Source organism: Flavobacterium sp. IMCC34518 (assembly GCF_027111095.2).
In the GTDB taxonomy this organism is placed as follows: Bacteria; Bacteroidota; Bacteroidia; order Flavobacteriales; family Flavobacteriaceae; genus Flavobacterium; species Flavobacterium praedii.
On record NZ_CP114284.2, the window covers coordinates 2294354 to 2315589 of the forward strand.

Below are 21236 nucleotides of genomic sequence, written 5' to 3' on the forward strand. Positions count from 1 at the left end.
TATGTTTTAATGACCAGGTGCGTATTTTGAGGTTGAGGATCGTATTTTATCTTTAATCCCTTTTCTAACTTCTAACTTCTAATTTCTAACCTCTAACCTCTAACCTCTAACTTCTAACTTCTAACTTCTAACTTTAAATGAGTTCTATTTTTAAAAAAATAATTGATGGTGAAATTCCTTGTTACAAAGTAGCTGAGGATGATAATTTTTTAGCATTTTTGGATGTAAATCCTAATGCTAAAGGACATACACTTTGTATCCCAAAGCAAGAAATTGATAAGTTTTTTGAAATTGAAGATGATTTGTATCTTGGCTTAATGGCCTTCTCCAAAAAAGTGGCTATTGCTTTGGAAAAAACAGTTCCTTGCAAGAGAATTGGAATGGCAGTAATAGGTCTCGAAGTCCCTCATGCACATGTACACTTAATTCCATTAAATGAAATGGGAGAAATGACTTTTAGACACAAAGTGAGTATGTCAAAAGAAGAATTTGAATCTTTGGCCAAAAGTATTCAAGCAAATTTGTAATAAAACGACAATGAACACGAATCTTTTAAGTTATAATTTAAAAGATTCGTGTTTTTTTATGCCCAAAATCAAAGTATATGAAGCGTTTATTTTTGTTGCTGTTTTTTACAGTTTATAGTTTTGGTCAACCCAAAAATCCGTATGCGTTGGTAGATGCAAAAATGGATAAAATTCCTAAAGATTTAAGTACATCTACTACTGGAATTGCAGATTATATCAATGCCAATTTCAAAACAGAAAATGATAAAACTAGAGCCGCTTTTTATTGGACAGCATCAAATATCAGATATGATATCGAGAATTTAGAAACAATTGATTATAAAGAAATTGCTCAAGATAAAATAAACAATACCGTTTTAACAAAGAAGGGAGTATGTATTCATTATGCCGAAGTTTTTAATGATATTCTCAAAAAAGTGGGAATCAAATCCTATATTATATCAGGATATACCAAGCAAAACGGAAAAATAGATGTACTCTCACATGCTTGGTGCGCAGCTAGAATTGATGCTGTTTGGTGGGTTTTTGATCCTACTTGGGGTGCCGGTTATGTTGATAAAAAGAAGTTTTACAAAAAAATAAATAACTTTCATTATAAAGCAAAACCAAGTATATATATTGCCACTCACATGCCTTTTGATTATTTATGGCAATTTTTAAATTTTCCCATTACGAATCAAGAGTTTATGGATGGAAATACACAATTGAATAAAACCAAACCCCATTTTGATTTTGCATCTCAAATGGAAGATTATGATAAAATGTCAGATTTGGATAAAGCAAGGACTTCTTTAATTCGCATGGAGAAAAATGGTGTCAAAAATAAATTGATACAAGAGATGGTGTTTTTCAAAAAGAGCGAAATTGATGCACTTCAAAATAACGAAGCAATGGAGCGACTTAACGCTATAAATGATGATTATAATCAAGCAATCACACTATTTAATGATTTTATTTATTATCGTAATAATAGGTTCATGCCAATATTACCAGATGAAGCGATTAAAGCAATGATTGAAACTCCAAAGCAAAAAATTATGGATTGTCAAAATCGAATTTATACTATTGGAAAGTATAATGATTCGAATGTCGCAAACGTAAAATCACTAAAAATTGCAATTATCGATATTTTGAAGCAAATAGAAATTCATGAAAAATTTGTGAACGACTATTTAAGTAAAAGCAAATTGGGAAGAAAAGCAATGTTCAATAAAGTGACTTTTTTTGGCATGCCTATACGATAGAAAGTTACGTTTTCTTTAGGCTAATTTGCATTGTAGTACCTTTGCCAATCTCGGATTGAAGTACTTTAATCGTGCCTTTGTGATATTCTTCTACAATTCTTTTAGTTAATGAAAGTCCCAATCCCCAACCTCTTTTTTTGGTTGTAAAACCCGTTTCAAAAATACGCTGAAATTCCTTTTTTGGGATGCCACCACCAGTGTCGGTTACCTTTATTTTTACATAATGACTGTCTTCCTCTATTTCTAGGTGTAATTTACCTCTTCCTTTCATAGCATCTACTGAATTTTTGACCAGATTTTCTATGGTCCAGCTATGCAAAGTTGGGTTTAATAAAATAGGTATCGGTTTTGAAGGTGCCTTAAAACTAAATTCAATTTGATTGGAGAGCCTTGAAATTAAATAATTATAGGACTCGCACGTTAGTTCTACTACATCCTTCAATTCTAGTTTGGGTTCTGAACCAATTTTTGAAAATCGATCTGTAATGGTTTGCAGGCGCTCAATATCTTTTTCAATCTCAAAAGTTATGGATTCCTCTATATTTTCCAATTTTAAGATCTCTGACCATCCAATCAAAGAAGAAAGGGGTGTGCCAATTTGATGCGCCGTTTCTTTGGCCATTCCTGCCCATAATTTATTTTGTGATGCAACTTTATGACTGAGATAAAAATTATAAATTAGAATGCCACAAAGAACTATAATTAGGGATAACGCAATTGGATAATATTTGAGTTTGTCTATCAAGGAAGAATCTCCATAATATAATTTTTGAAATTTACCTGGCGCGTAAATAATCTTTATCGGTTCATTTTCTTTCTTTAATTCATTCAAATATTCTAATGCACTTGTTTTGTCTTTAATGATTTCCTCATCAATATTGACATAATTTATAATGCTATCGTTTTCTGTTAAGATTAAGGGTATGGTAGTGTTGTTGTTGAAAATTTGCAACGGCAGATCAACTTCGGTATTCTCTTCCGCATTGATTAAAGTCTTCTGAGCAGTTGCCCAAAGATTCATTTTTATACGTTCCTCATTTTTGAATATTTGAAAAAAAGTATACGTATTCCAAAGAATAATAGAAATTATCAAAAACGAAATAATAATTATAATCCAACGAATAGGGTTGCTGTTCTGAGTAAAATTCATAAAAGTAAATTTGTGGTATAAATATAACGAAATAATAGATGATGGATTGTGTGCCAACTAAAACATTGTTCTTTGGAGCTTATTCCTGCTGTCCGTTATATTCCCGATTAACAAAAACTACGGCAAAAAGCCTTGTTTTTTTAAATCGGGAGATGCCACTTCCATCAGGGCTAGGGCTTTAGTTGTTATAACATATTTTGTGATTTAATTATTTAGATACTACTATTTTGTTATTTTTGTCCAAATAAAATTTTATGATTAGTATTGATCCAAAAAGCATAGACACTGTCACATTACAAGGGTATTTACAAAGTTCAGTAGGGCCTAGGCCAATTGCTTTTGCCAGTACTTTAGGAGTAAATGGGATTCCTAATTTGTCTCCTTTTAGTTTTTTTAATGTATTCAGTGCCAATCCACCCATACTTATTTTTTCACCCGCCCGTCGTGTCAGGGACAATACGGTTAAGCATACTTTAATAAATGCTGAAGCTACTGGTGAAGTGGTGATTAATGTTGTTAATTACGACATGGTGCAACAAACCTCCTTGGCTAGCACCGAATATGCTGAAGGTGTAGATGAATTTTTAAAATCTGGGTTTACTGCTATTCCTTCGGATATTGTCAAACCGTATAGAGTTAAAGAATCCCCAGTTCAATTTGAGTGTAAGGTGACCCAAATTATTCCGTTAGGAACCGAAGGTGGTGCCGGAAATTTAATCTTATGTGAAGTGGTGCGTATGCATATAAGTGAAACGATTCTTAATGAAAAAGGGGCTATAGATCAACATAAAATTGATTTGGTTTCTAGATTAGGCGGCAATTGGTATTCGAGATCCAATCAGGGTTTGTTTGAAGTGCCAAAACCACTGACAACGCTTGGAATAGGAGTAGATTCTATTCCTGATTTTATCAAAAACAGTCCCGTTTTTGATGGAAATGATCTAGGAATGTTGGGTAATATTGAAGCCTTGCCTACTAGTGAAGAAGTTAGTATATTTGTAAACCAAAATTTTGCTGTAAAGGCAGTTTTGAGTTCAGATGATGTCGAAAAAGTACATTTAGAAGCCAAAAGGTTTCTTTTGAATAATGATGTGCTTTCGTCTTGGAAATTGCTTTTAGCAAAAAAATAAATTCAAAACAACAATTATAAATAATAACGAAGATGGAAGTTACAGGAAAAATTAAAGTGATTAGTGCAGAACAACAAATTAGTGCGTCATTCAAAAAAAGAGAACTAGTTGTTACTACTGATGAACAATATCCTCAATCTATAATGATTGAATTTACTCAAGACAAAACGGACTTGTTGAACAATTATAACATTGGTGAAAATGTAAAAGTTTCTATCAATTTAGGTGGTAGAGAATGGGTTAATCCACAAGGAGAAACCAAATATTTCAATAGTATTAAAGGATGGAGAATCGAAAGAGTAGCTACTGATGCACCTGCTCAACAAGCTCCTCCAATGCCTGCAGCTGCTACATTTGCACCAGCAACTAATTTGAATGAAGAAGAAGCAGACGATTTGCCATTCTAAGAAATATAGAAATTAGAAGTTAGAAGTCAGAAATTTGAGTGTACTTGAATTTCTGACTTTTTTTTCGAATTATTTTTTAATTGTAATTTAATTTTGCTGTTAAAAATGTATTATTTAACCCAAGATTTGTTTTTTCCTCCTGTTTCCTTTGCTGATAGCGATGGAATTCTTGCTGTTGGTGGTGATTTGTCTCCAGAACGTTTGCAACTCGCATACAAAAGTGGAATTTTTCCTTGGTTCAATGCTGGGGAATCCATTATTTGGTGGTCACCTAATCCTAGAATGGTTTTGTTCTTAGATGAACTTATTGTTTCTAAAAGTATGAGAAACGTGCTGAACAGAAATATTTTTACAGTTACGTTTAATCTAAATTTCAGGGATGTTATTTCTAATTGCCAACAAGTAAAGCGCGATGGACAAACAGGAACATGGATTACCAATGAAATGATTGATGCTTATTGCAAACTTCACGAATTGGGAATCGCAAAATCAATTGAGGTTTGGCAAAATGAGGTGTTGGTTGGTGGATTATATGGAGTAGATTTAGGTCATGTTTTTTGTGGAGAAAGTATGTTTTCATTAGTCTCCAATGCTTCAAAAGTGGCATTTATCGCCTTGGTGAATCAACTTAAAAAAGACAATTATCAATTATTGGATTGTCAAGTTTATAATGAACACCTTGAAAGTTTGGGTTGTAGAGAAATAGAACGAGATGCTTTTATGACACTTTTGAAACAAAAGTAATTCTTGTCATAGTTTCGGTGACAGTAAAACAGTTGTAGATTTTTATTTCGATAATTGAAACTGAATGGAATCAATTATGAAAGTAGTAGATTAGTGTTGCTATTTTTTACTGTTGCCTGAAAAAATCAGCCTGAAAACTAAAATTTTAGCTTCTTAAAACCCCAATCCAAAGTACTGAACAATATCAATTCATTTTTCATAGTAGGTAAATCCATTATTAGTTTCAAGGTCTCGTGAGCCATCAGGGTACCGATTATTCCAGGTAATGTCCCCAATACACCATTCATGTTGCAATTGGGTACGTCTTTCGGATTCGGTGGTTCCGGAAACAAATCCCTAAGATTTTTACTTCCGTTATGGTTGAAAACAGCCAATTGTCCTTCAAATTTCAAGATGCTTCCGTAAACCAATGGCAATCCTAAAGCCACACAAGTGTCGTTTGCCAAATAACGGGTTGCAAAATTATCGGAGCCATCGACAATGCAATCAAAATCCTGCAAAATTTGCGTGGCATTTTCTGAGCTCAATTTTTCTTCGAATGCGAGAATAGAAATCAAAGGATTCAATAATTCTAAAGTCTTTTTTGCTGTTAAAGATTTGCCTTGTCCTACTTGATTTTCAGTATATAAAATTTGGCGGTGTAAGTTATGAATCTCAATTTTGTCAAAATCGATGATTCCAATTGTACCCACACCAGCAGTAGCAATGTACTGCAATATTGGACAACCCAATCCGCCAGCGCCGATGACTAAAACTTTAGCTTTTTTTAATTTTTCTTGCCCTTCGTCGCCTATTTCTGGTAACATCATTTGGCGATTGTATCTTAAATAATCTTGAATTGCACTCATGGGGTTTTAGATTTTTGATTCTTATTTATCGAAAATGTTGATATTAGGAAATGAGATAGGGATTGTCTTTCCAAATGGGTTCATATCCTTGATCCCTAATTATTTTGGCTATTTCTTGAGCCGATCGCTCATCGCTAATCTCAAATTGTTCCAAAGATTGTGGGTCAACTACATAACCTCCAGGATTTGTTTTAGACCCCGCACTTATACTGGTAACTCCAATTGGAATGATGTTGTTTCTGAAATTTTCATTTTCTCGGGTTGATATGGAAATTTCCAAATCTTCATTCCACAAACGATAGGCGCAAATTAATTGTGTCAAATCTTTGTCATCCATAATAAAGTTGGGTTCAATTATTCCTTCGGCTGGACGCAACCTCGGAAAGGATACCGAATATTTAGTTTGCCAATAGGTTTTTTGTAAATAATCCAGATGCAAAGCGTTGAAAAAACTATCCGTACGCCAATCTTCAAGACCCAATAATACGCCCAATCCAATTTTGTGTATACCCGCTTTCCCTATTCGATCAGGAGTTTCCAAGCGATAATCAAAATTGGATTTTTTGCCTTTGGTATGGTATTTTTTATAGACTTCCTGATGATAGGTTTCTTGATATACCATTACTGAATACACACCTGCTTGATGCAATTGTTGGTATTCTTCGGTAGAAAGGGGCTGTACTTCTACTGAAATTGTCGAAAATCGCTCTTTTATTTGTGAGATTGCATTTAGGAAATAATTAATGTTTACAGTATAATTGGCTTCTCCTGTTACTATTAACACGCTGTCAAAACCAGCCGTTTTCAAATCATCAACTTCTAATCTTATTTCAGAATCGGTTAAGGTCTTACGTTTGATTTTGTTGTTCAGACTAAATCCACAGTAGGTGCAAATGTTCTGACATTCATTACTCAAGTACAATGGGGCATACATCTGAATCGTTTTTCCAAAGCGTTTTTTGGTCAATTCGTGACATTCCTGTGCCATTTGCTCCAAATAAGTTGATGCCGCAGGCGAAATTAAAGCCATAAAATCGTTTAGGTTTCTTTTGCTTTTTGCTAAAGCTTGTTCTACTTGTTTAGGGGTTGTTTGGTATATTTTGGTTTGAATGCTGTCCCAATCAAATTCTTTAAAAACCGATTTGAATGTTTTCATAATGTTTTTTTTACCGCAAGGTTCGCAAAGTTTTATAGTTTGAAACTAAAGTTTAGTTCGCAAAGCTTAACAAACTTTGCGTAAATCCTTGCGCGCTTTGCGGTTAAATTTTAGATAATTACACATTTAAAAAAGTAGTCAAAGGACTTGAAGCAATGGCTTGTTTGTATTGCAGTCCCAGTTTTGCCTCAAAAGCTTTTCGTCCGGCGATTACGGCTTCCTTAAAGGCTTCGGCCATTAATTTTGGATTTCCAGCTACGGCAATTGCGGTGTTGACCAATACAGCATCGGCACCCAGTTCCATTGCTTTTGCGGCATCTGAGGGTGATCCAATTCCCGCATCGATAATGACAGGAACATTGCTTTGCTCTATAATTATTTCCAGAAAATCTATAGTTTTCAATCCTTTATTGCTGCCAATGGGTGATCCCAAAGGCATAACTGCCGCTGTTCCTGCATTTTCCAGATGTTTGCACAATACGGGATCAGCATGGATATAGGGCAAAACAATAAAACCTAATTTAGCCAATTCTTCAGTCGCTTTCAAAGTTTCGATAGCATCCGGCATTAAGTATTTTGGATCGGGATGAATTTCAAGTTTTACCCAATTAGTTTCTAAAGCTTCTCGGGCTAGTTGTGCCGCAAAAACTGCTTCTTTGGCATTGCGAGCCCCAGATGTGTTGGGTAATAAATTAATCCGAGGATGTTTTAAATGATTTAAAATCGCATCGGTATCAGTTTCTAGATCAATTCTTTTGAGAGCGACGGTTACCAATTCGCTTTGGGATGCTAGAATAGCTTCTTCCATTGCTACATTAGATCCGAATTTGCCTGTTCCTAAAAACAATCGGGATTGAAGTACTTTGTCTCCTATTTTAAATAATGACATTGCCATATAATTTTTTGTTAAGTTGAGTGATGATTTTTCTTTTTTGATCGCTATTTGTAATAATACCCGAAACCGCAATACCATGAATTCCTGTTTCCATGAGTGATTCTAAATCTTCTAATGTAATTCCGCCAATGGCATAAATTGGTGTTTCTTTTTGAATTTCATTTAAGTTTTGAATTATTGAATTATATCCATCAAGTCCCAATATTGGACTTAAATTGTCTTTGGTTTTTGTAAATTGAAAAGGACCAAGACCAATATAGTCGCATTCATTTTGGATATGATTAATAACATTCTCCAGAGTATTTGCCGTTGCTCCGATGATTTTTGTTTTTCCTAAAACACTTCGCGCTTCTTGTATACTCATGTCTGTGAGTCCCAAATGAACCCCGTCTGCAGCAATTTGTTCTGCTAAATGTACATTGTCGTTCACTATAAAATTGGCGAGATATTCTTCGCATAAAAAATGTACGGCTTCTCCCAAAGCAAATGATTTTTTTGAATCTTGATTTTTGAATCGCATTTGTATCCAGTCACATCCGTTATCTAAGGCTTGGTGAATGTTGTATAATTGTTCTTTGACAGTGTCTCCTTGTGAGATGTATTGTAGTTTGTTATACATAATGAAATCCTAGTTTGGTTGGGTTAGATTGCAAATAGTTTTCGGTATACATTTTTGCATTTTTACAAGCTGTTTTTAGGTTTTGCCCTAATGCAAGGTTGGCTGTAATTGCTGCCGAAAGGACACAACCTGAACCGTGTTTTTCATGGCATTTGTTAGTTTTAGGAGGAAATCTATAAGTACTATTTTTAGAATATAAATAATCAACACCAATTTCGGTTGGGTTGTGTCCGCCTTTTAATAGAATTGAACAATAAATGGAATACAATTTTACTGTCGTTTTGATATTTTCTGCTTCAGGATTAAAATGCATAATTTCATTGTAATTAGGAGTAATCAAATCGATTTGTTCTAGTATTTTTATTAAAAGAGTTTGGTTTTTTAAAAATAAAAAATCAAATTCAGTTGAAGATTTTAAAATAGGGTCCCATATTATTTTTATACTTGGAAAAATTTTTTTAAGACAAAAAATAATTTCATTCAAATAATCCAAAGAGGGTACAATTCCAATTTTCACTACTTCAATCAAATGATTTTCAAATAGAGTTGTTATGGATTCCAATATAAAATCAAGAGAGGTCCATTCGATTTTACAAAATAGTTGATCAGTTTGAATGGTATTTGCGGTGTTGATTGCGAAACCGTATACTTTGTGCTGTTCGAAAGTTTTGATGTCTGCCAAAACCCCTGCACCACCAGATGGATCAAATCCCGCTATTGTTAAAACGATTGGACGATTTTCTGACATGATTTAAAGTTTTTTATGGGATTATTGCTGTTCCATATAGTTCCTAATAGGGCTACATTGTCAAATCCGATTTTTAATGTTCTTTCAACTTTGTTCGATTCTATACCACCCAAAGCGATGAGTTTTGTTGTGTAATTGGTTCTATGATTAATCGCTTCCAACCAATTTATTTCTGAATAATAGTTTTCTTTTGAAATACTTGGGTAAATGGGACTAATAAAAGCATATTCAAAAATTTTATCCAAAGTATTAAAGTCTTCTATGCTGTGAACTGAAGTAGATAAATGAAATTCTTTTGTTTTGTAGGAGTCAAAAGGTGTATTGTTTGGTAGTAATTGTATAACTTTTCGTTTGCTTTCGCTAATGTGGATACGCTTTATTTTAAACTCTTCTGCTAAATGATGATGACTATGTATAACCAAACGGGAGCTATAATTTTGATGGATGCCTGATAGAAATTGTTTCATTTCTGAATCCGAAAAAGATGGTTTTCGAATATGTAACAACTCCAAATTGCTCTCAAAAAGAGCATGTATGGTGGCGATTTCATTGGTGATCGGAATTGGATTTGTGATTACTATCATTGTTGGTTTACGATTAATAGGATAGCAGTTAGTTAATAATTTCTAACTGCTATCAGTTGGCTTTTAATTGGTTAAACGTATATTTCTTTTCCTTGTTCAATGAATTCCTCTGATTTTGTTTGCATACCTTTTTCGGCTTCAGCGACATCACGTATTTCTTGTGAGATTTTCATGGAGCAAAATTTTGGTCCACACATAGAACAAAAATGAGCCACTTTTGCTCCTTCTGCCGGTAAAGTTTCGTCATGAAATTCTCGGGCAGTGTCTGGATCCAATGACAAATTGAATTGATCTTCCCAACGGAATTCAAAACGCGCTTTGCTCAAAGCATTGTCACGGTATTGTGAACCAGGATGACCTTTGGCTAAGTCGGCGGCATGTGCGGCAATTTTATAAGTGATGACTCCGTCTTTTACATCTTTTTTGTTGGGTAATCCTAGGTGTTCTTTTGGAGTGACATAACATAGCATAGCACAGCCATACCATCCAATCATTGCTGCCCCTATTGCTGAGGTGATATGGTCGTAACCAGGAGCAATATCGGTAGTTAATGGACCTAAAGTATAAAAAGGTGCTTCGTCACAATGTTCCAATTGTTTCTCCATATTTTCTTTGATCATGTGCATGGGAACGTGACCAGGACCTTCAATAAATACTTGAACATCGTGTTTCCAAGCAATCTTTGTTAGTTCTCCTAATGTTTCAAGTTCAGCAAATTGAGCGGCATCATTAGCATCTGCAATAGATCCTGGGCGTAATCCATCTCCTAATGAGAACGCTACATCGTATTGTTTCATGATTTCGCAAATGTCCTCGAAATGGGTATACAGAAAATTTTCTTTATGATGAAATAAACACCATTTGGCCATTATAGAACCACCGCGGGAAACAATGCCTGTAACCCTTTCGGCTGTTAAATGAATGTAGCGCAATAAAACTCCAGCGTGTATGGTGAAATAAGAAACGCCTTGTTCGGCTTGCTCGATAAGGGTGTCTCGGAAAACTTCCCAAGTTAAATCTTCTGCAATTCCGTTTACTTTTTCCAAAGCTTGGTAAATGGGTACTGTTCCAATGGGTACAGGAGAATTTCTAATAATCCATTCTCTGGTTTCGTGTATGTTTTTTCCGGTTGATAAATCCATAATGGTATCAGCTCCCCAGCGACATGCCCAAACTGCTTTTTCAACTTCTTCTTCTATGCTTGATGTTACAGCACTATTACCGATGTTTGCATTAATTTTCACCAAAAAGTTGCGTCCTACAATCATTGGTTCGCTTTCGGGATGGTTAATGTTATTGGGTATTATGGCTCGTCCTCGAGCTACTTCGCTGCGCACAAATTCGGGGGTAATTTTGCTTTTTGGGGTATTGGCACCAAAACTGTTTCCATGATGTTGGAATTGCATCGCTTTGGTTTGCGCATTCAATTGTTCGATACGTTGGTTTTCGCGTATGGCGATGTACTCCATTTCGGGAGTGATGATGCCTTGTTTTGCATAATACAATTGCGATACATTTGCGCCTTTTTTGGCTCGCATTGGTTGGTGTAAATATTCGAAACGTAAATCGTTTAATTTTTCATTATTTAATCGTTCCTTGCCATAATCAGAAGAGATTTCATTTAATATTTCTACATCATTACGATCTAGTATCCATTGTTCTCGAATGCGTGGCAATCCTTTTCTAATGTTAATTTCTATATTTGGATCTGTATAGGGTCCAGAAGTATCATAGACGGTTATAGGTGGGTTTTCTTCTATTCTTCCATTCGATAAATTAGTATTGGCTAACTTAATTTCTCGCATAGCAACTTTTATGGGATGTATTTCACCTTTAACATAAATTTTTGTCGAATTAGGAAATGGTTTTCTGGATATTTTTTCTTCGTTGGTCATAATTTTTTATAATACAGTATGTTGTTTTCTGTTTTGAAAATGGATATTCAATGTTTAAAAGAGATGTTCTTGGTTTGTGTTTTTGCGTGAGGGATAGAAGTAAGCTACCGAAGTAGCACGGATAGCTCGACAGCATTAAGGAAAAGGGCCTAATAATAGGTATGATAAGTTGGCCCTTTTTCTTAATGGTGGCACGCCCTAATGGTTTTTATTAACCAAGAGGGTGTTATTTTTTATCCACCTTGTGTAGCGGAAATAATAAGTATATCGTCGATTTCGTTGATTTGGTGTGAATTCCAATTGGTTTTTGGAATGACGGTATTGTTGATGGCTACGGCGATTCCGTTTTGTTTTTCGGGAATTTCCAAATCGAGAAGTGCTTGAATAGTTAGACTTTCAAGTGAGAATTGTTTGTATTGATTGTTGATTTTAAGCTCCATTCCTTTTAAGATTTAGTATATATTATACTTTAGGAATGGCCAAAACGGTACGTAATAGTACACGGAAGTCATCTTACTTTTCCCTACGCTAGTATGAACTAGATCAGGTTCAGAGGGTAAAATCTCAGCCTACAATTGTAGACACCCCTAAAGTTGGAAACAAATGTATGTAAAAAAGTTTGGAAGTTTAATCGTTTGGAAGTTAAAAGTTGTTACAACTGTAACTCTTCTTATTGATGTTGAGGTGCTTTCCAGCAATCTTCTGTATGATCGTTGACCATGCCTGTAGCTTGCATGTGAGCATAAATAACGGTTGAGCCGACAAACTTAAATCCGCGTTTTTTTAAATCTTTGCTTATTGCATCAGATAGGGGAGTTGTAGCTTGTACTTCACTTATGTTTTTGCGGTTGTTTATAATGGGTTTTCCATCTACAAAATCCCAAATGTACTTTGAGAAACTGCCAAATTCTACTTGAATTTTTATAAAGGAAATGGCATTTGAAACAGCGGAACGTATTTTTAATTGGTTGCGAATAATACCCGGATCTTGTAGTAAATCTTGTATTTTAGCTTCGGTATAATTTGCAATTTTTATATAATCAAATGCATCAAAAGCTGCTCTGAAATTTTCTCTTTTGTTAAGAATGGTAATCCAACTCAATCCAGCTTGAAAGGTTTCTAGAATTAAAAATTCGAAAAGGGTTTTGTCATCATATACAGGGACTCCCCATTCTTCGTCATGGTATTTTTGATATAATTCGCTGGAAGTGCACCAACTGCATCTTTTACGTTGTGTTTTCATTATTTTTTTATTTCCCAGTGGTACCCTTTAACTGAGGGGATGTAAGCAGCGCCATTTACAAGGATTAAATCGGTAAATACTTTTTTGTTGTATTTGATGCCTAAGGCATCCCCGGAAATGTAAGTTTTATTTTGTTTGAATACAAAAGTCATGGTGCCATTTCGCAGTTTTGCATCAGAAACTTTTTCAATAAACCAAGTGGACCCCCATTTGAAATGTAATTTATTTGGTCCTAGATAAGTTATTTGTTTTATTATGGTAACGGCTTCTTTTGTGAATTTAAAGTTTTCTATGAGTTCTTTTTTATTATAGGTTTTTCCAACTTCTCCATTTTTTAATAAGTTTCTAATTGGAGTTTCCGATGTCATTTCTTCTTTTTTGCTTATAGGGTTTATGTGGGTATGGATAGGGTGAGAAGGTGGTGTTGTTATTTTTGTTTTTAGGTTGTCGTTTTTTGTGCTTTTATATTTTTTATTTTGTATATCGTTCTCTTTTGAAGTTGTTGTTGCATAATTATTTAAAGTGTCTCTTTTCTCCGAAAAAACACTATCGAATGCCAAATTTTTGATTTTGGTTATTCTAGTTGTTTTTTGATTTTTTTCTTCAAGATTATTTTGTCCGCAACTAACAAGTACTGCCAGAATTATAAAAAAGACAATTGTTTTAATTTGCAACATGATAATAGTTTTGTAGTTTGGAATTTTATTTCAAATTTAATTTATTTTTAAATTTAAATGGGATGAATTTGTAAATATTATAAATCTGAGAATTTTATTTTTTTTGGATTATAAGAAATATAATTTGGATATAATGAGAATTTAGTCTTTCAAAAATAAAGTTATGTTGTGTAGTTTATTAAATCAAATTAGTTGGTAAAAAAAATCCCATTCTACAAAAAGAATGGGATTTTATAAAAAAATTATATTATTATTAAGTTTAAAAGACTTGTTTAACTCCTTTAGCATTATCAAATACATAACTCACTAACCAAGCAATTTGACCTTGTTTAGCAAAATATATTTTTTTACTTTGTATGTTTGGAAGGACTTCTAGTGAGGTTTCAAGTAGATTAAAAGCGGCTATTAAATACTTGCGTTGGTAAGTGTTTAATACTCTTTGGATTTCTACGTTTTCTCTACCATTAGCTTCAAATCTCTGGAAACTGTTTTCAGCGGTTGCTCTAATGCTTAAGATGTCATCATACTGAACTTGAGTGAAATTTTCTTCTGCTTTAATTCCTGTAGAAAGTGTGTAAAATGCCCATGCAGCACCTCCAGAAATGTATACATTGCTTTTTTCTTGTGATTCAGCTCTACTAGAATACATTTTTTTAAAGCTCTCTCTTACTGTAGGTAAGTAATCGAATAAGACTTCACTAAATTCAAAAACTGTTTTTTGTTTGCATTTTTTGTTGATAAGCTCAGTTAATGTAACTGTTCCATAGTCACAAGATATTGGGAAAAATACAGAGGAACCATTAATGTCTTTAGCATATCCTCCTTTAGTGTTTCCTCCTCCGATATCAATAATAACTGAGTTTAAATAATTTTTAGGAGGGATACAACCTCTTAAAAGCAATTTTGCTTCTAGTGATGAGGAGATTATTTCTATTTTTTTATTAGTTAAAGATTTGATTTTGTCTACTAATTCTGCTGTATTAGTAGCTAGACCTACTCCTGATGAGGCTACAATGAAAATGTTTTTATCTTCAATTTTGTATTCGCTAAGCATTTTTTTGTAATTGTTATAAACTACAGTTCCTGCTTTTTCAATATCTTCTTTAAAAAGGGTACCATCTTGTGAAATACCAGCGGCTATTCCAACGTTTTCAGTCCAAAATTCCTTTACATCGTAAGTGTTTTTTTTGATACTTTCTACATCAAGAACAGTCATTTTTATTCCTTTACTTCCTATTTCTATTCCACCATATAGTTGTGCCTGAGCAGAATAGGAGAGTATTAGGCAGGCAATTAAGTAGTGTAATTTCTCTTTCATATTATAAGTTTTTGGGGTTTTGACATTTGCAAATCTAAATTAAAAATCCATGATTTCCTTTTATTTATTGTTTTTTTATTTAAGTTTTTTTTATTAAAAGTTTAGCTCGTTTTCAAATTGTTAATTATTTGTTTTTAAATTGTTTTGTATTTTTAACTTATTGATTGTTGGAGGATTGAAAAAAAAATCTATTTTTGCCAAAATGAATAAATTTTTTGCCCCAAAAAAATTAAATTATGATAAAAAAATACCTAAACAATTTTAAAGATTTTCCAAAAGAAATTTGGATACTTACGTTAATTACTTTTATCAATAGAGCTGGAACTATGGTTGTTCCCTTTCTCTCAAAGTACATGAAGGAAAATTTGCAATTCAGTTACAGTCAAATTGGCTGGGTGATGGTTTTCTTTGGAGTTGGTTCAATAATTGGGACGTGGCTTAGTGGTAAATTATCAGACAAAATCGGCTTTTATAAGGTGATGGTTTTTAGTTTATTTGCTAGCGGAATAGTTTTTATTTTGTTGCAATATGCAACTACTTTCGAAGAGCTTTGTATAGGTATACTTGTACTGACTAGTATTGCTGATATGTTTCGACCTGCTATGTTGGTCTGTCTAAAAACTTATACCAAAAAGGAAAATAGGGCTCGTGCTTTTGCGTTAACTCGTGCGGCTGTTAACTTAGGATTTCTTTTTGGACCTGTATTAGGAGGATTGATAATTATGCAAATGGGATATGGATATATATTTTATGTTGATGGCGCAACCTGTATTTTAGCTATAATTGTGTTTATGCTTTTTGTTAAGGAAAAGGCTTTACCTGTTAAGTTAAAAGCAAGTAATAGTGCTCCTAAAAAAGTTTCTATAAGAAGAGATCATCCTTTTATGTTGCATTTGTTGATATGTATGATTACGGGGATTTTGTTTTTTCAAATTTTTACTACTTTGCCTTTGTATCACAAGGAAAGATTTAATATGTCTGAGTTTGATAGTGGATTGCTTTTAAGTTTAAATGGATTGCTTATTTTGCTTTTTGAACTTCCAATAGTAAATTATGTAATTAGAAATAAAATAAACAACCACAGAGTTATTTTTATTGGGTTATTGTTTATGTCAACTAGCTTTTTACTCTTATTGTTTCCTTGGGAGGGTGCATTGATACCAATGATGCTATTTATGACATTTGGAGTAATGTTAACTTTTCCTTTTGCAAACTCTTTTGCAATGGGAAGATCGTACGAATCTCATGAAGGAAAGTATATGGCTGCATTTACTATGAGTTATAGTTTTGCTCATATTCTAAGTGCTAAATCTGGTATGGAGATAATTCAAGTATATGGGTATGAGACAAACTGGTTATTTATGGCTGGATTAGGTGTAGCAGGTTCTTTGCTGGTATTTAAATTGTTCCATATGGTTGAGAAGGAAGAATTAAATAATAATGATAGAAAAGTTGATGCTATTTTTCTTGACGAATAATATTTCTAAATAAAGCATTGCTAAAAAAGTGGATATTCTTATGATTATCCACTTTTTTTATATGAAAAACTAATGTTGTAAAATGGTTTATCGTTAATTGGAATTGTTTTTTGACAGAATTCATTTCTTGATTTACTTTGTCAAAGTATAAAAAAGTCCTTATTTGATTTACTGTTTATTGCTTTTTTATCCGTTGTGTAAAACTGAATTAATTCTTTAATTTTTTAATTTACGAAGAAGTATTGATTTGATTTTATTATAAAAATGGTAAAACTTCAAATTAAAAAAAAACCCCATTTTGTTAACAAACAAAATGGGATTTTATAAAGTTAGATTTTATAAAAAACAAAATCTTTACTCTTAATTTGATTATCCTAAAGCAGCTCTCTTGAAGCCAGTTACAGTAAGATCTTTGTCTAAAGATTTAGCATAAGCAGCAACACTTAATTTATTGTCTTTAATGTAGTCTTGGTTAACTAAAGTGTTGTCTTTAAAGAAACGAGCTAATTTACCTTTAGCAATATTGTCTAACATAGCTTCTGGTTTTCCTTCTTGACGTAATACGTCTTTAGCAATTTCGATTTCTTTAGCTATAGTGTCAGCATCAACACCGTTTTCGTCTAATGCGATTGGTGACATAGCAGCAGCTTGCATAGCAATATTTCTTGCTACTTCATCAGTACCAGCAATGTTTGCAGATAAAGCAACTAAAGTAGCGATTTTGTTTCCAGAGTGAATGTAAGAACCGATAAAAGCACCTTCTAATTTCTCAAAAGTTCTAATTTCTAATTTTTCTCCAATAACTCCAGTTTGTTCGATTAATTTTTCAGCAACAGTGATTCCGTTGAAATCAGCAGCTAAGAATTCTTCTTTTGTGTTGTAGTTCAATGCTAAATTAGCCATTTCAGTAGCCATTTTAACAAAGTTTTCATTCATCCCTACGAAGTCAGTTTCACAGTTTAATGTGATAACAACTCCAGCAGTTTTGTCTGCATTAACAACAGCAATTGCAGCACCTTCTGTAGATTCTCTATCAGAACGGTTAGCAGCTACTTTTTGTCCTTTTTTACGTAAGTTTTCGATAGCTAAATCAAAATCTCCGTCTGCTTCAACCAAAGCTTTTTTGCAGTCCATCATACCTGCACCAGTGATTGTTCTTAATTTATTTACGTCTGCAGCAGTAATTGTTGCCATAATATAATGTGTTTAATGTTATAAAAGTAAAAATTCCAATTTTTAAATCCCAAATTCCAATTTTATTAAATTATCAACATAGTGTTTCTAATTTTTTATGGAATTTGGAATTTAAAATTGGAATTTAAAATTTGATTTATTCTTCAGTTGCTGGAGCTACAGGAGCTTCAACTGCTGGAACTTCAGCTACAGGAGCTTCGGTTTCTGCAACAACTTCAGTAGCATCTGTTTCTTTGTCAGATGTTCTGTTTGCAAGACCATCGATAATTGAAGCAGTTACTAAAGATAAAATTTTATCAATTGATTTAGAAGCATCATCATTTGCAGGGATAACATAATCTACTTCACGTGGATCAGAATTAGTATCAACCATTGCAAAAACTGGAATGTTTAATTTTTGAGCTTCTTTTATTGCGATGTGTTCAGCTTTGATATCTACTACGAACAATGCTGCAGGAAGTCTAGACATATCTGCGATTGAACCTAAGTTTTTCTCTAGTTTAGCACGAAGACGATCAACTTGCAAACGCTCTTTTTTAGAAAGGGTCATGAATGTACCATCTTTCTTCATTTTATCAATAGTAGCCATTTTTTTAACAGCTTTACGGATAGTTACGAAGTTAGTTAGCATTCCACCAGGCCATCTTTCAGTGATGTAAGGCATGTTTGCAGCTTTTGCTTTATCAGCAACGATGTCTTTTGCTTGTTTTTTGGTAGCAACAAATAATATTTTTCTACCTGAAGCAGCAATTTTTTTCAAAGCATCATTTGCTTCTTCGATTTTTGCTGCAGTTTTATATAGATTGATAATGTGAATACCATTACGCTCCATATAAATGTAAGGAGCCATGTTTGGATCCCATTTTCTAGTCATGTGTCCAAAATGAACACCTGCTTCTAGTAATTCTTTTACTTCTACTTTGTTTGACATTTTTTGTACTAGTTTACGTTCTGTTGATTAGCAATGTAGGAATGGCGATTTCTCGGCTACATACATTTAGATGCTAAACTAATTTCCAACCTCGGTTGGACAACAACAACATTGTTTTAAAATTTTTAATACATTCTAGAATGTCTTGTACATATTGCACAAGACAGGCAATATTAACGTTTAGAGAATTGGAATCTCTTACGAGCTTTCTTCTGACCGAATTTTTTACGTTCAACCATTCTCGGGTCTCTAGTTAATAAACCTTCTGGTTTCAAGATAGCTCTGTTTTCAGCATTTACTTCACACATAACGCGTGCCAATGCCATTCTTACAGCTTCCGCTTGTCCAGTTGAACCTCCTCCGTAAACGTTTACTTTTACGTCAAAGTTTGATGCATTTTCTGTCATAGACATTGGTTGCAAAACTTTGTACTGTAAAGTAGCAGTTGGGAAATAAGTTGCGAATGGTTTTTTGTTTACAACGATAACTCCTGTTCCTTCAGAAACATAAACACGTGCAACAGCGGTCTTTCTTCTACCGATTTTGTGAATAACTCCCATTACTTAAGATCGTTTAGGTTAACAGTTCTAGGTTTTTGAGCTCCTTGTTTGTGCTCAGATCCTACAACAACATTTAAATTTCTAAAAAGTTCAGCTCCTAATTTGTTTTTAGGCAACATTCCTTTTACCGCTTTCTCTACTAATAATGCAGGGTTTTTTGATTGCAATACTTTAGCAGTTAAAGTTCTTTGTCCTCCAGGGTAGCCAGTGTGACGGATGTACGTTTTCTCATCCATTTTGTTACCTGTAAGGTTGATTTTTTCTGAGTTGATAACAATTACGTTATCTCCACAGTCCACGTGTGGCGTATAACTTGGCTTGTACTTACCTCTTAAAATCATAGCGACTTTTGAAGCAAGACGACCTAAGTTATGACCGTCAGCATCTACAACAATCCATTCTTTTGTAGAATTGGCTTTTGTTGTTGAAATTGTCTTGTAGCTTAATGCGTTCACAATAATATATTTTAATTAAACATTCCATCCCCAATAAAGGGGTTGCAAAAGTACAATTAATTATTTTAAATACAAATAGCTTATTTGATTATTTTTTTAATGGATTTATACTGATAATCAAATGTATATTTCAAATGTGTAGTTTTGTATTTAGTTTCAGATTTGTTTTTTTAAATAATAAGCTTAATTTATTTTTCTGATTTAATATATTTTTTGTAATTTTCCCTTTTATTCTTTTAAATGCTTATAAAATTTTATATTATCATTAAAAAATAAGCATTTTTTGTTTAATCCATTATCTTTTTATTTATTTTAAAGAACCTTCAAAAGTACTAAATACCATTATCCAATGAAAGCAAAAGCTACATTAAAACAAATTGCAAAAGAACTTAATGTTTCGGTATCGACTGTTTCTAAGGCGCTTAATGACAGTCCAGAGATTAGTGAACAAACAAAAATCAGAATAAAGGAGTATGCCAAACTTAAAAACTACAAACCTAATGTTATTGGTTTAAATCTTAAAAACCGTAAAACAAAAACTATAGGTGTAATTATCCCTAATATTTTAAATTCATTTTTTGCTAAAGTTTTTAGTGGTATTGAAAAAGCTGCCGACGAAAAAGGGTATAACGTTATTATGTGTATTTCAAATGAATCTATTGAAAAAGAAGCACATACTTTGGAGATGTTAAGTAATGGTACTATTGATGGTTTTGTTTTGTCTATTTCTGAAGAAGCGCAAAAATTACATGAGTACAATCATTTTAAAGAAATTATCAATGATGGAACTCCAATTGTTATGTTTGATAGAACTTCAGATGAAGTAGAATGCGATAAAGTTATAGTTGATGATTTTGACTCTGGTCTTAATGCAACTCAAAATCTAATTGATTTAGGATGTAAAAACATTGCTTTAATTTCTTCTGTGGATAATTTAAGTGTGGGTAAATTAAGAGCCGAAGGATATCTAAAAGCTTTGAGTAATAATAATATTGAAGTAAATGAAAATATTATCATTCGTACGGATACTGAAATAGATCTTATTGAAAAGATAAATGACTTGTATACTAATAATCTTGTTGATGGAGTTTTTGCCTTAGATGAAAATGATTCAGTAGGTGCATTGAAAACAGGTGTCAAAAAAGGGTATAAAATCCCGAAAGATCTTAAAATAATTGGTTTTGCAGATGGTATTCTTGCTTCAAGACGTTTGTCTCCAAGTTTAACTACTGTCAGTCAACATGGTATTGAAATTGGCGAAGTAGCTGTTAAATTGTTAATTGATAGATTAGAATCAAAAGAAGAACACAAACCTTATGAAACGGTTATTATTAAAACAAAATTAAAAGAAAGAGAATCTACTAAATAATAATAAAGCCATTCAGAATTTTTGAATGGCTTTTTTTTATTTTACGGCTGTAGTGTTTTATATA

At 33.1% G+C, this 21236-nt stretch carries 23 protein-coding genes and 1 riboswitch; of the genes, 7 read left to right on the forward strand and 16 right to left on the reverse strand.

Going from position 1 to position 21236, the window contains the following annotated elements:
• Positions 1-137: 137 nt before the first annotated feature.
• Entirely contained in the window at positions 138-527 is a 390-nt protein-coding gene (locus OZP06_RS09690; protein WP_269221687.1) for an HIT family protein, read from the forward strand.
• Positions 528-604: 77 nt separating this feature from the next.
• Positions 605-1771 carry a transglutaminase domain-containing protein gene (locus OZP06_RS09695; protein ID WP_269221688.1) on the forward strand — a complete coding sequence of 389 codons (1167 nt, stop codon included), beginning with the start codon at positions 605-607 and terminating at the stop codon, positions 1769-1771.
• 4 nt (positions 1772-1775) lie between these two features.
• On the opposite strand, the gene OZP06_RS09700 is transcribed toward OZP06_RS09695, so the two are convergent.
• On the reverse strand, positions 1776-2921 hold the full coding sequence (locus tag OZP06_RS09700; RefSeq protein ID WP_281323656.1) for a HAMP domain-containing sensor histidine kinase: 1146 nt from the start codon (positions 2919-2921) through the stop codon (positions 1776-1778).
• Positions 2922-3175: 254 nt separating this feature from the next.
• On the opposite strand from OZP06_RS09700, the gene OZP06_RS09705 reads away from it, so the two are divergent.
• The 3 genes from OZP06_RS09705 to aat all read left to right on the forward strand — a co-directional run bounded on the left by OZP06_RS09705 (position 3176) and on the right by aat (position 5202).
• Positions 3176-4051: a flavin reductase family protein gene (locus OZP06_RS09705; RefSeq protein ID WP_269221689.1), complete on the forward strand. Its 876-nt coding sequence runs from the start codon at positions 3176-3178 to the stop codon at positions 4049-4051.
• A 32-nt stretch (positions 4052-4083) separates the two neighbouring features.
• Positions 4084-4458, forward strand: coding sequence for a DUF3127 domain-containing protein (locus OZP06_RS09710; RefSeq protein WP_269221690.1), 375 nt, complete (start codon positions 4084-4086; stop codon positions 4456-4458).
• 105 nt (positions 4459-4563) lie between these two features.
• The gene (gene aat, locus OZP06_RS09715; protein WP_269221691.1) at positions 4564-5202 is read left to right on the forward strand and encodes a leucyl/phenylalanyl-tRNA--protein transferase; all 639 of its coding nucleotides are present in this window, start codon (positions 4564-4566) and stop codon (positions 5200-5202) included.
• A gap of 137 nt (positions 5203-5339) precedes the next feature.
• Here aat and OZP06_RS09720 read toward each other — a convergent pair whose 3' ends face one another.
• From OZP06_RS09720 to OZP06_RS09770, 11 genes are all read right to left on the reverse strand, one after another.
• A complete protein-coding gene (locus OZP06_RS09720) occupies positions 5340-6050 on the reverse strand; it encodes a HesA/MoeB/ThiF family protein (RefSeq protein WP_269221692.1) in 711 nt (236 codons plus the stop codon).
• 43 nt (positions 6051-6093) lie between these two features.
• The gene (thiH, locus tag OZP06_RS09725) at positions 6094-7206 is read right to left on the reverse strand and encodes a 2-iminoacetate synthase ThiH (RefSeq protein ID WP_269221693.1); all 1113 of its coding nucleotides are present in this window, start codon (positions 7204-7206) and stop codon (positions 6094-6096) included.
• A 118-nt stretch (positions 7207-7324) separates the two neighbouring features.
• Positions 7325-8095 (reverse strand): thiazole synthase, encoded by a 771-nt coding sequence (locus tag OZP06_RS09730; RefSeq protein WP_269221694.1) that lies wholly within the window; start codon positions 8093-8095, stop codon positions 7325-7327.
• Positions 8082-8720: a thiamine phosphate synthase gene (locus OZP06_RS09735; protein WP_269221695.1), complete on the reverse strand. Its 639-nt coding sequence runs from the start codon at positions 8718-8720 to the stop codon at positions 8082-8084. The genes OZP06_RS09730 and OZP06_RS09735 overlap by 14 nt, the downstream gene beginning before the upstream one ends.
• Positions 8713-9468 (reverse strand): hydroxymethylpyrimidine/phosphomethylpyrimidine kinase, encoded by a 756-nt coding sequence (locus OZP06_RS09740; protein ID WP_281323657.1) that lies wholly within the window; start codon positions 9466-9468, stop codon positions 8713-8715. Before OZP06_RS09740 ends, OZP06_RS09735 begins: the two co-directional genes overlap by 8 nt.
• Positions 9441-10052: a thiamine phosphate synthase gene (locus OZP06_RS09745; protein ID WP_269221697.1), complete on the reverse strand. Its 612-nt coding sequence runs from the start codon at positions 10050-10052 to the stop codon at positions 9441-9443. The genes OZP06_RS09740 and OZP06_RS09745 overlap by 28 nt, the downstream gene beginning before the upstream one ends.
• 71 nt (positions 10053-10123) lie before the next feature.
• On the reverse strand, positions 10124-11947 hold the full coding sequence (gene thiC / locus OZP06_RS09750; protein ID WP_269221698.1) for a phosphomethylpyrimidine synthase ThiC: 1824 nt from the start codon (positions 11945-11947) through the stop codon (positions 10124-10126).
• Between the two features lie 233 nt (positions 11948-12180).
• Positions 12181-12387 (reverse strand): sulfur carrier protein ThiS, encoded by a 207-nt coding sequence (gene thiS / locus OZP06_RS09755; protein ID WP_269221699.1) that lies wholly within the window; start codon positions 12385-12387, stop codon positions 12181-12183.
• Between the two features lie 63 nt (positions 12388-12450).
• Positions 12451-12546: riboswitch (TPP riboswitch) on the reverse strand.
• 71 nt (positions 12547-12617) lie between these two features.
• Entirely contained in the window at positions 12618-13190 is a 573-nt protein-coding gene (locus OZP06_RS09760; RefSeq protein WP_269221700.1) for a DNA-3-methyladenine glycosylase I, read from the reverse strand.
• Entirely contained in the window at positions 13190-13867 is a 678-nt protein-coding gene (locus tag OZP06_RS09765) for a hypothetical protein (RefSeq protein ID WP_269221701.1), read from the reverse strand. The genes OZP06_RS09760 and OZP06_RS09765 overlap by 1 nt, the downstream gene beginning before the upstream one ends.
• Before the next feature lie 259 nt (positions 13868-14126).
• Positions 14127-15185 carry an exopolyphosphatase gene (locus OZP06_RS09770; RefSeq protein WP_269221702.1) on the reverse strand — a complete coding sequence of 353 codons (1059 nt, stop codon included), beginning with the start codon at positions 15183-15185 and terminating at the stop codon, positions 14127-14129.
• 236 nt (positions 15186-15421) lie between these two features.
• Between OZP06_RS09770 and OZP06_RS09775 the strand changes: the two genes are divergently transcribed.
• Complete coding sequence (locus OZP06_RS09775; protein WP_269221703.1) at positions 15422-16663, forward strand: MFS transporter; 1242 nt, start codon at positions 15422-15424, stop codon at positions 16661-16663.
• A gap of 369 nt (positions 16664-17032) precedes the next feature.
• On the opposite strand, the gene tsf is transcribed toward OZP06_RS09775, so the two are convergent.
• The 4 genes from tsf to rplM form a co-directional block, all read right to left on the reverse strand.
• Positions 17033-17857 (reverse strand): translation elongation factor Ts, encoded by an 825-nt coding sequence (gene tsf / locus OZP06_RS09780; protein WP_269221704.1) that lies wholly within the window; start codon positions 17855-17857, stop codon positions 17033-17035.
• 136 nt (positions 17858-17993) lie between these two features.
• Positions 17994-18788, reverse strand: a complete 795-nt coding sequence (gene rpsB / locus OZP06_RS09785; RefSeq protein WP_269221705.1) for a 30S ribosomal protein S2 — start codon at positions 18786-18788, stop codon at positions 17994-17996.
• A gap of 173 nt (positions 18789-18961) precedes the next feature.
• Complete coding sequence (rpsI, locus tag OZP06_RS09790) at positions 18962-19348, reverse strand: 30S ribosomal protein S9 (RefSeq protein ID WP_077371473.1); 387 nt, start codon at positions 19346-19348, stop codon at positions 18962-18964.
• The gene (rplM, locus tag OZP06_RS09795; RefSeq protein ID WP_111409710.1) at positions 19348-19803 is read right to left on the reverse strand and encodes a 50S ribosomal protein L13; all 456 of its coding nucleotides are present in this window, start codon (positions 19801-19803) and stop codon (positions 19348-19350) included. The genes rpsI and rplM overlap by 1 nt, the downstream gene beginning before the upstream one ends.
• Positions 19804-20152: 349 nt before the next feature.
• Between rplM and OZP06_RS09800 the strand changes: the two genes are divergently transcribed.
• The gene (locus OZP06_RS09800) at positions 20153-21172 is read left to right on the forward strand and encodes a LacI family DNA-binding transcriptional regulator (RefSeq protein WP_281323658.1); all 1020 of its coding nucleotides are present in this window, start codon (positions 20153-20155) and stop codon (positions 21170-21172) included.
• Positions 21173-21236: the final 64 nt, after the last annotated feature.

Excerpts from the sequence above, each read along its gene's own strand:
- OZP06_RS09690 (WP_269221687.1), top strand. The coding sequence starts at position 138 with ATGAGTTCTATTTTTAAAAAAATAATTGATGGTGAAATTCCTTGTTAC.
- OZP06_RS09695 (WP_269221688.1), top strand. The coding sequence starts at position 605 with ATGAAGCGTTTATTTTTGTTGCTGTTTTTTACAGTTTATAGTTTTGGT.
- OZP06_RS09700 (WP_281323656.1), bottom strand. The coding sequence starts at position 2,921 with ATGAATTTTACTCAGAACAGCAACCCTATTCGTTGGATTATAATTATT.
- OZP06_RS09705 (WP_269221689.1), top strand. The coding sequence starts at position 3,176 with ATGATTAGTATTGATCCAAAAAGCATAGACACTGTCACATTACAAGGG.
- OZP06_RS09710 (WP_269221690.1), top strand. The coding sequence starts at position 4,084 with ATGGAAGTTACAGGAAAAATTAAAGTGATTAGTGCAGAACAACAAATT.
- aat (WP_269221691.1), top strand. The coding sequence starts at position 4,564 with ATGTATTATTTAACCCAAGATTTGTTTTTTCCTCCTGTTTCCTTTGCT.
- OZP06_RS09720 (WP_269221692.1), bottom strand. The coding sequence starts at position 6,050 with ATGAGTGCAATTCAAGATTATTTAAGATACAATCGCCAAATGATGTTA.
- thiH (WP_269221693.1), bottom strand. The coding sequence starts at position 7,206 with ATGAAAACATTCAAATCGGTTTTTAAAGAATTTGATTGGGACAGCATT.
- OZP06_RS09730 (WP_269221694.1), bottom strand. The coding sequence starts at position 8,095 with ATGTCATTATTTAAAATAGGAGACAAAGTACTTCAATCCCGATTGTTT.
- OZP06_RS09735 (WP_269221695.1), bottom strand. The coding sequence starts at position 8,720 with ATGTATAACAAACTACAATACATCTCACAAGGAGACACTGTCAAAGAA.
- OZP06_RS09740 (WP_281323657.1), bottom strand. The coding sequence starts at position 9,468 with ATGTCAGAAAATCGTCCAATCGTTTTAACAATAGCGGGATTTGATCCA.
- OZP06_RS09745 (WP_269221697.1), bottom strand. The coding sequence starts at position 10,052 with ATGATAGTAATCACAAATCCAATTCCGATCACCAATGAAATCGCCACC.
- thiC (WP_269221698.1), bottom strand. The coding sequence starts at position 11,947 with ATGACCAACGAAGAAAAAATATCCAGAAAACCATTTCCTAATTCGACA.
- thiS (WP_269221699.1), bottom strand. The coding sequence starts at position 12,387 with ATGGAGCTTAAAATCAACAATCAATACAAACAATTCTCACTTGAAAGT.
- OZP06_RS09760 (WP_269221700.1), bottom strand. The coding sequence starts at position 13,190 with ATGAAAACACAACGTAAAAGATGCAGTTGGTGCACTTCCAGCGAATTA.
- OZP06_RS09765 (WP_269221701.1), bottom strand. The coding sequence starts at position 13,867 with ATGTTGCAAATTAAAACAATTGTCTTTTTTATAATTCTGGCAGTACTT.
- OZP06_RS09770 (WP_269221702.1), bottom strand. The coding sequence starts at position 15,185 with ATGAAAGAGAAATTACACTACTTAATTGCCTGCCTAATACTCTCCTAT.
- OZP06_RS09775 (WP_269221703.1), top strand. The coding sequence starts at position 15,422 with ATGATAAAAAAATACCTAAACAATTTTAAAGATTTTCCAAAAGAAATT.
- tsf (WP_269221704.1), bottom strand. The coding sequence starts at position 17,857 with ATGGCAACAATTACTGCTGCAGACGTAAATAAATTAAGAACAATCACT.
- rpsB (WP_269221705.1), bottom strand. The coding sequence starts at position 18,788 with ATGTCAAACAAAGTAGAAGTAAAAGAATTACTAGAAGCAGGTGTTCAT.
- rpsI (WP_077371473.1), bottom strand. The coding sequence starts at position 19,348 with ATGGGAGTTATTCACAAAATCGGTAGAAGAAAGACCGCTGTTGCACGT.
- OZP06_RS09800 (WP_281323658.1), top strand. The coding sequence starts at position 20,153 with ATGAAAGCAAAAGCTACATTAAAACAAATTGCAAAAGAACTTAATGTT.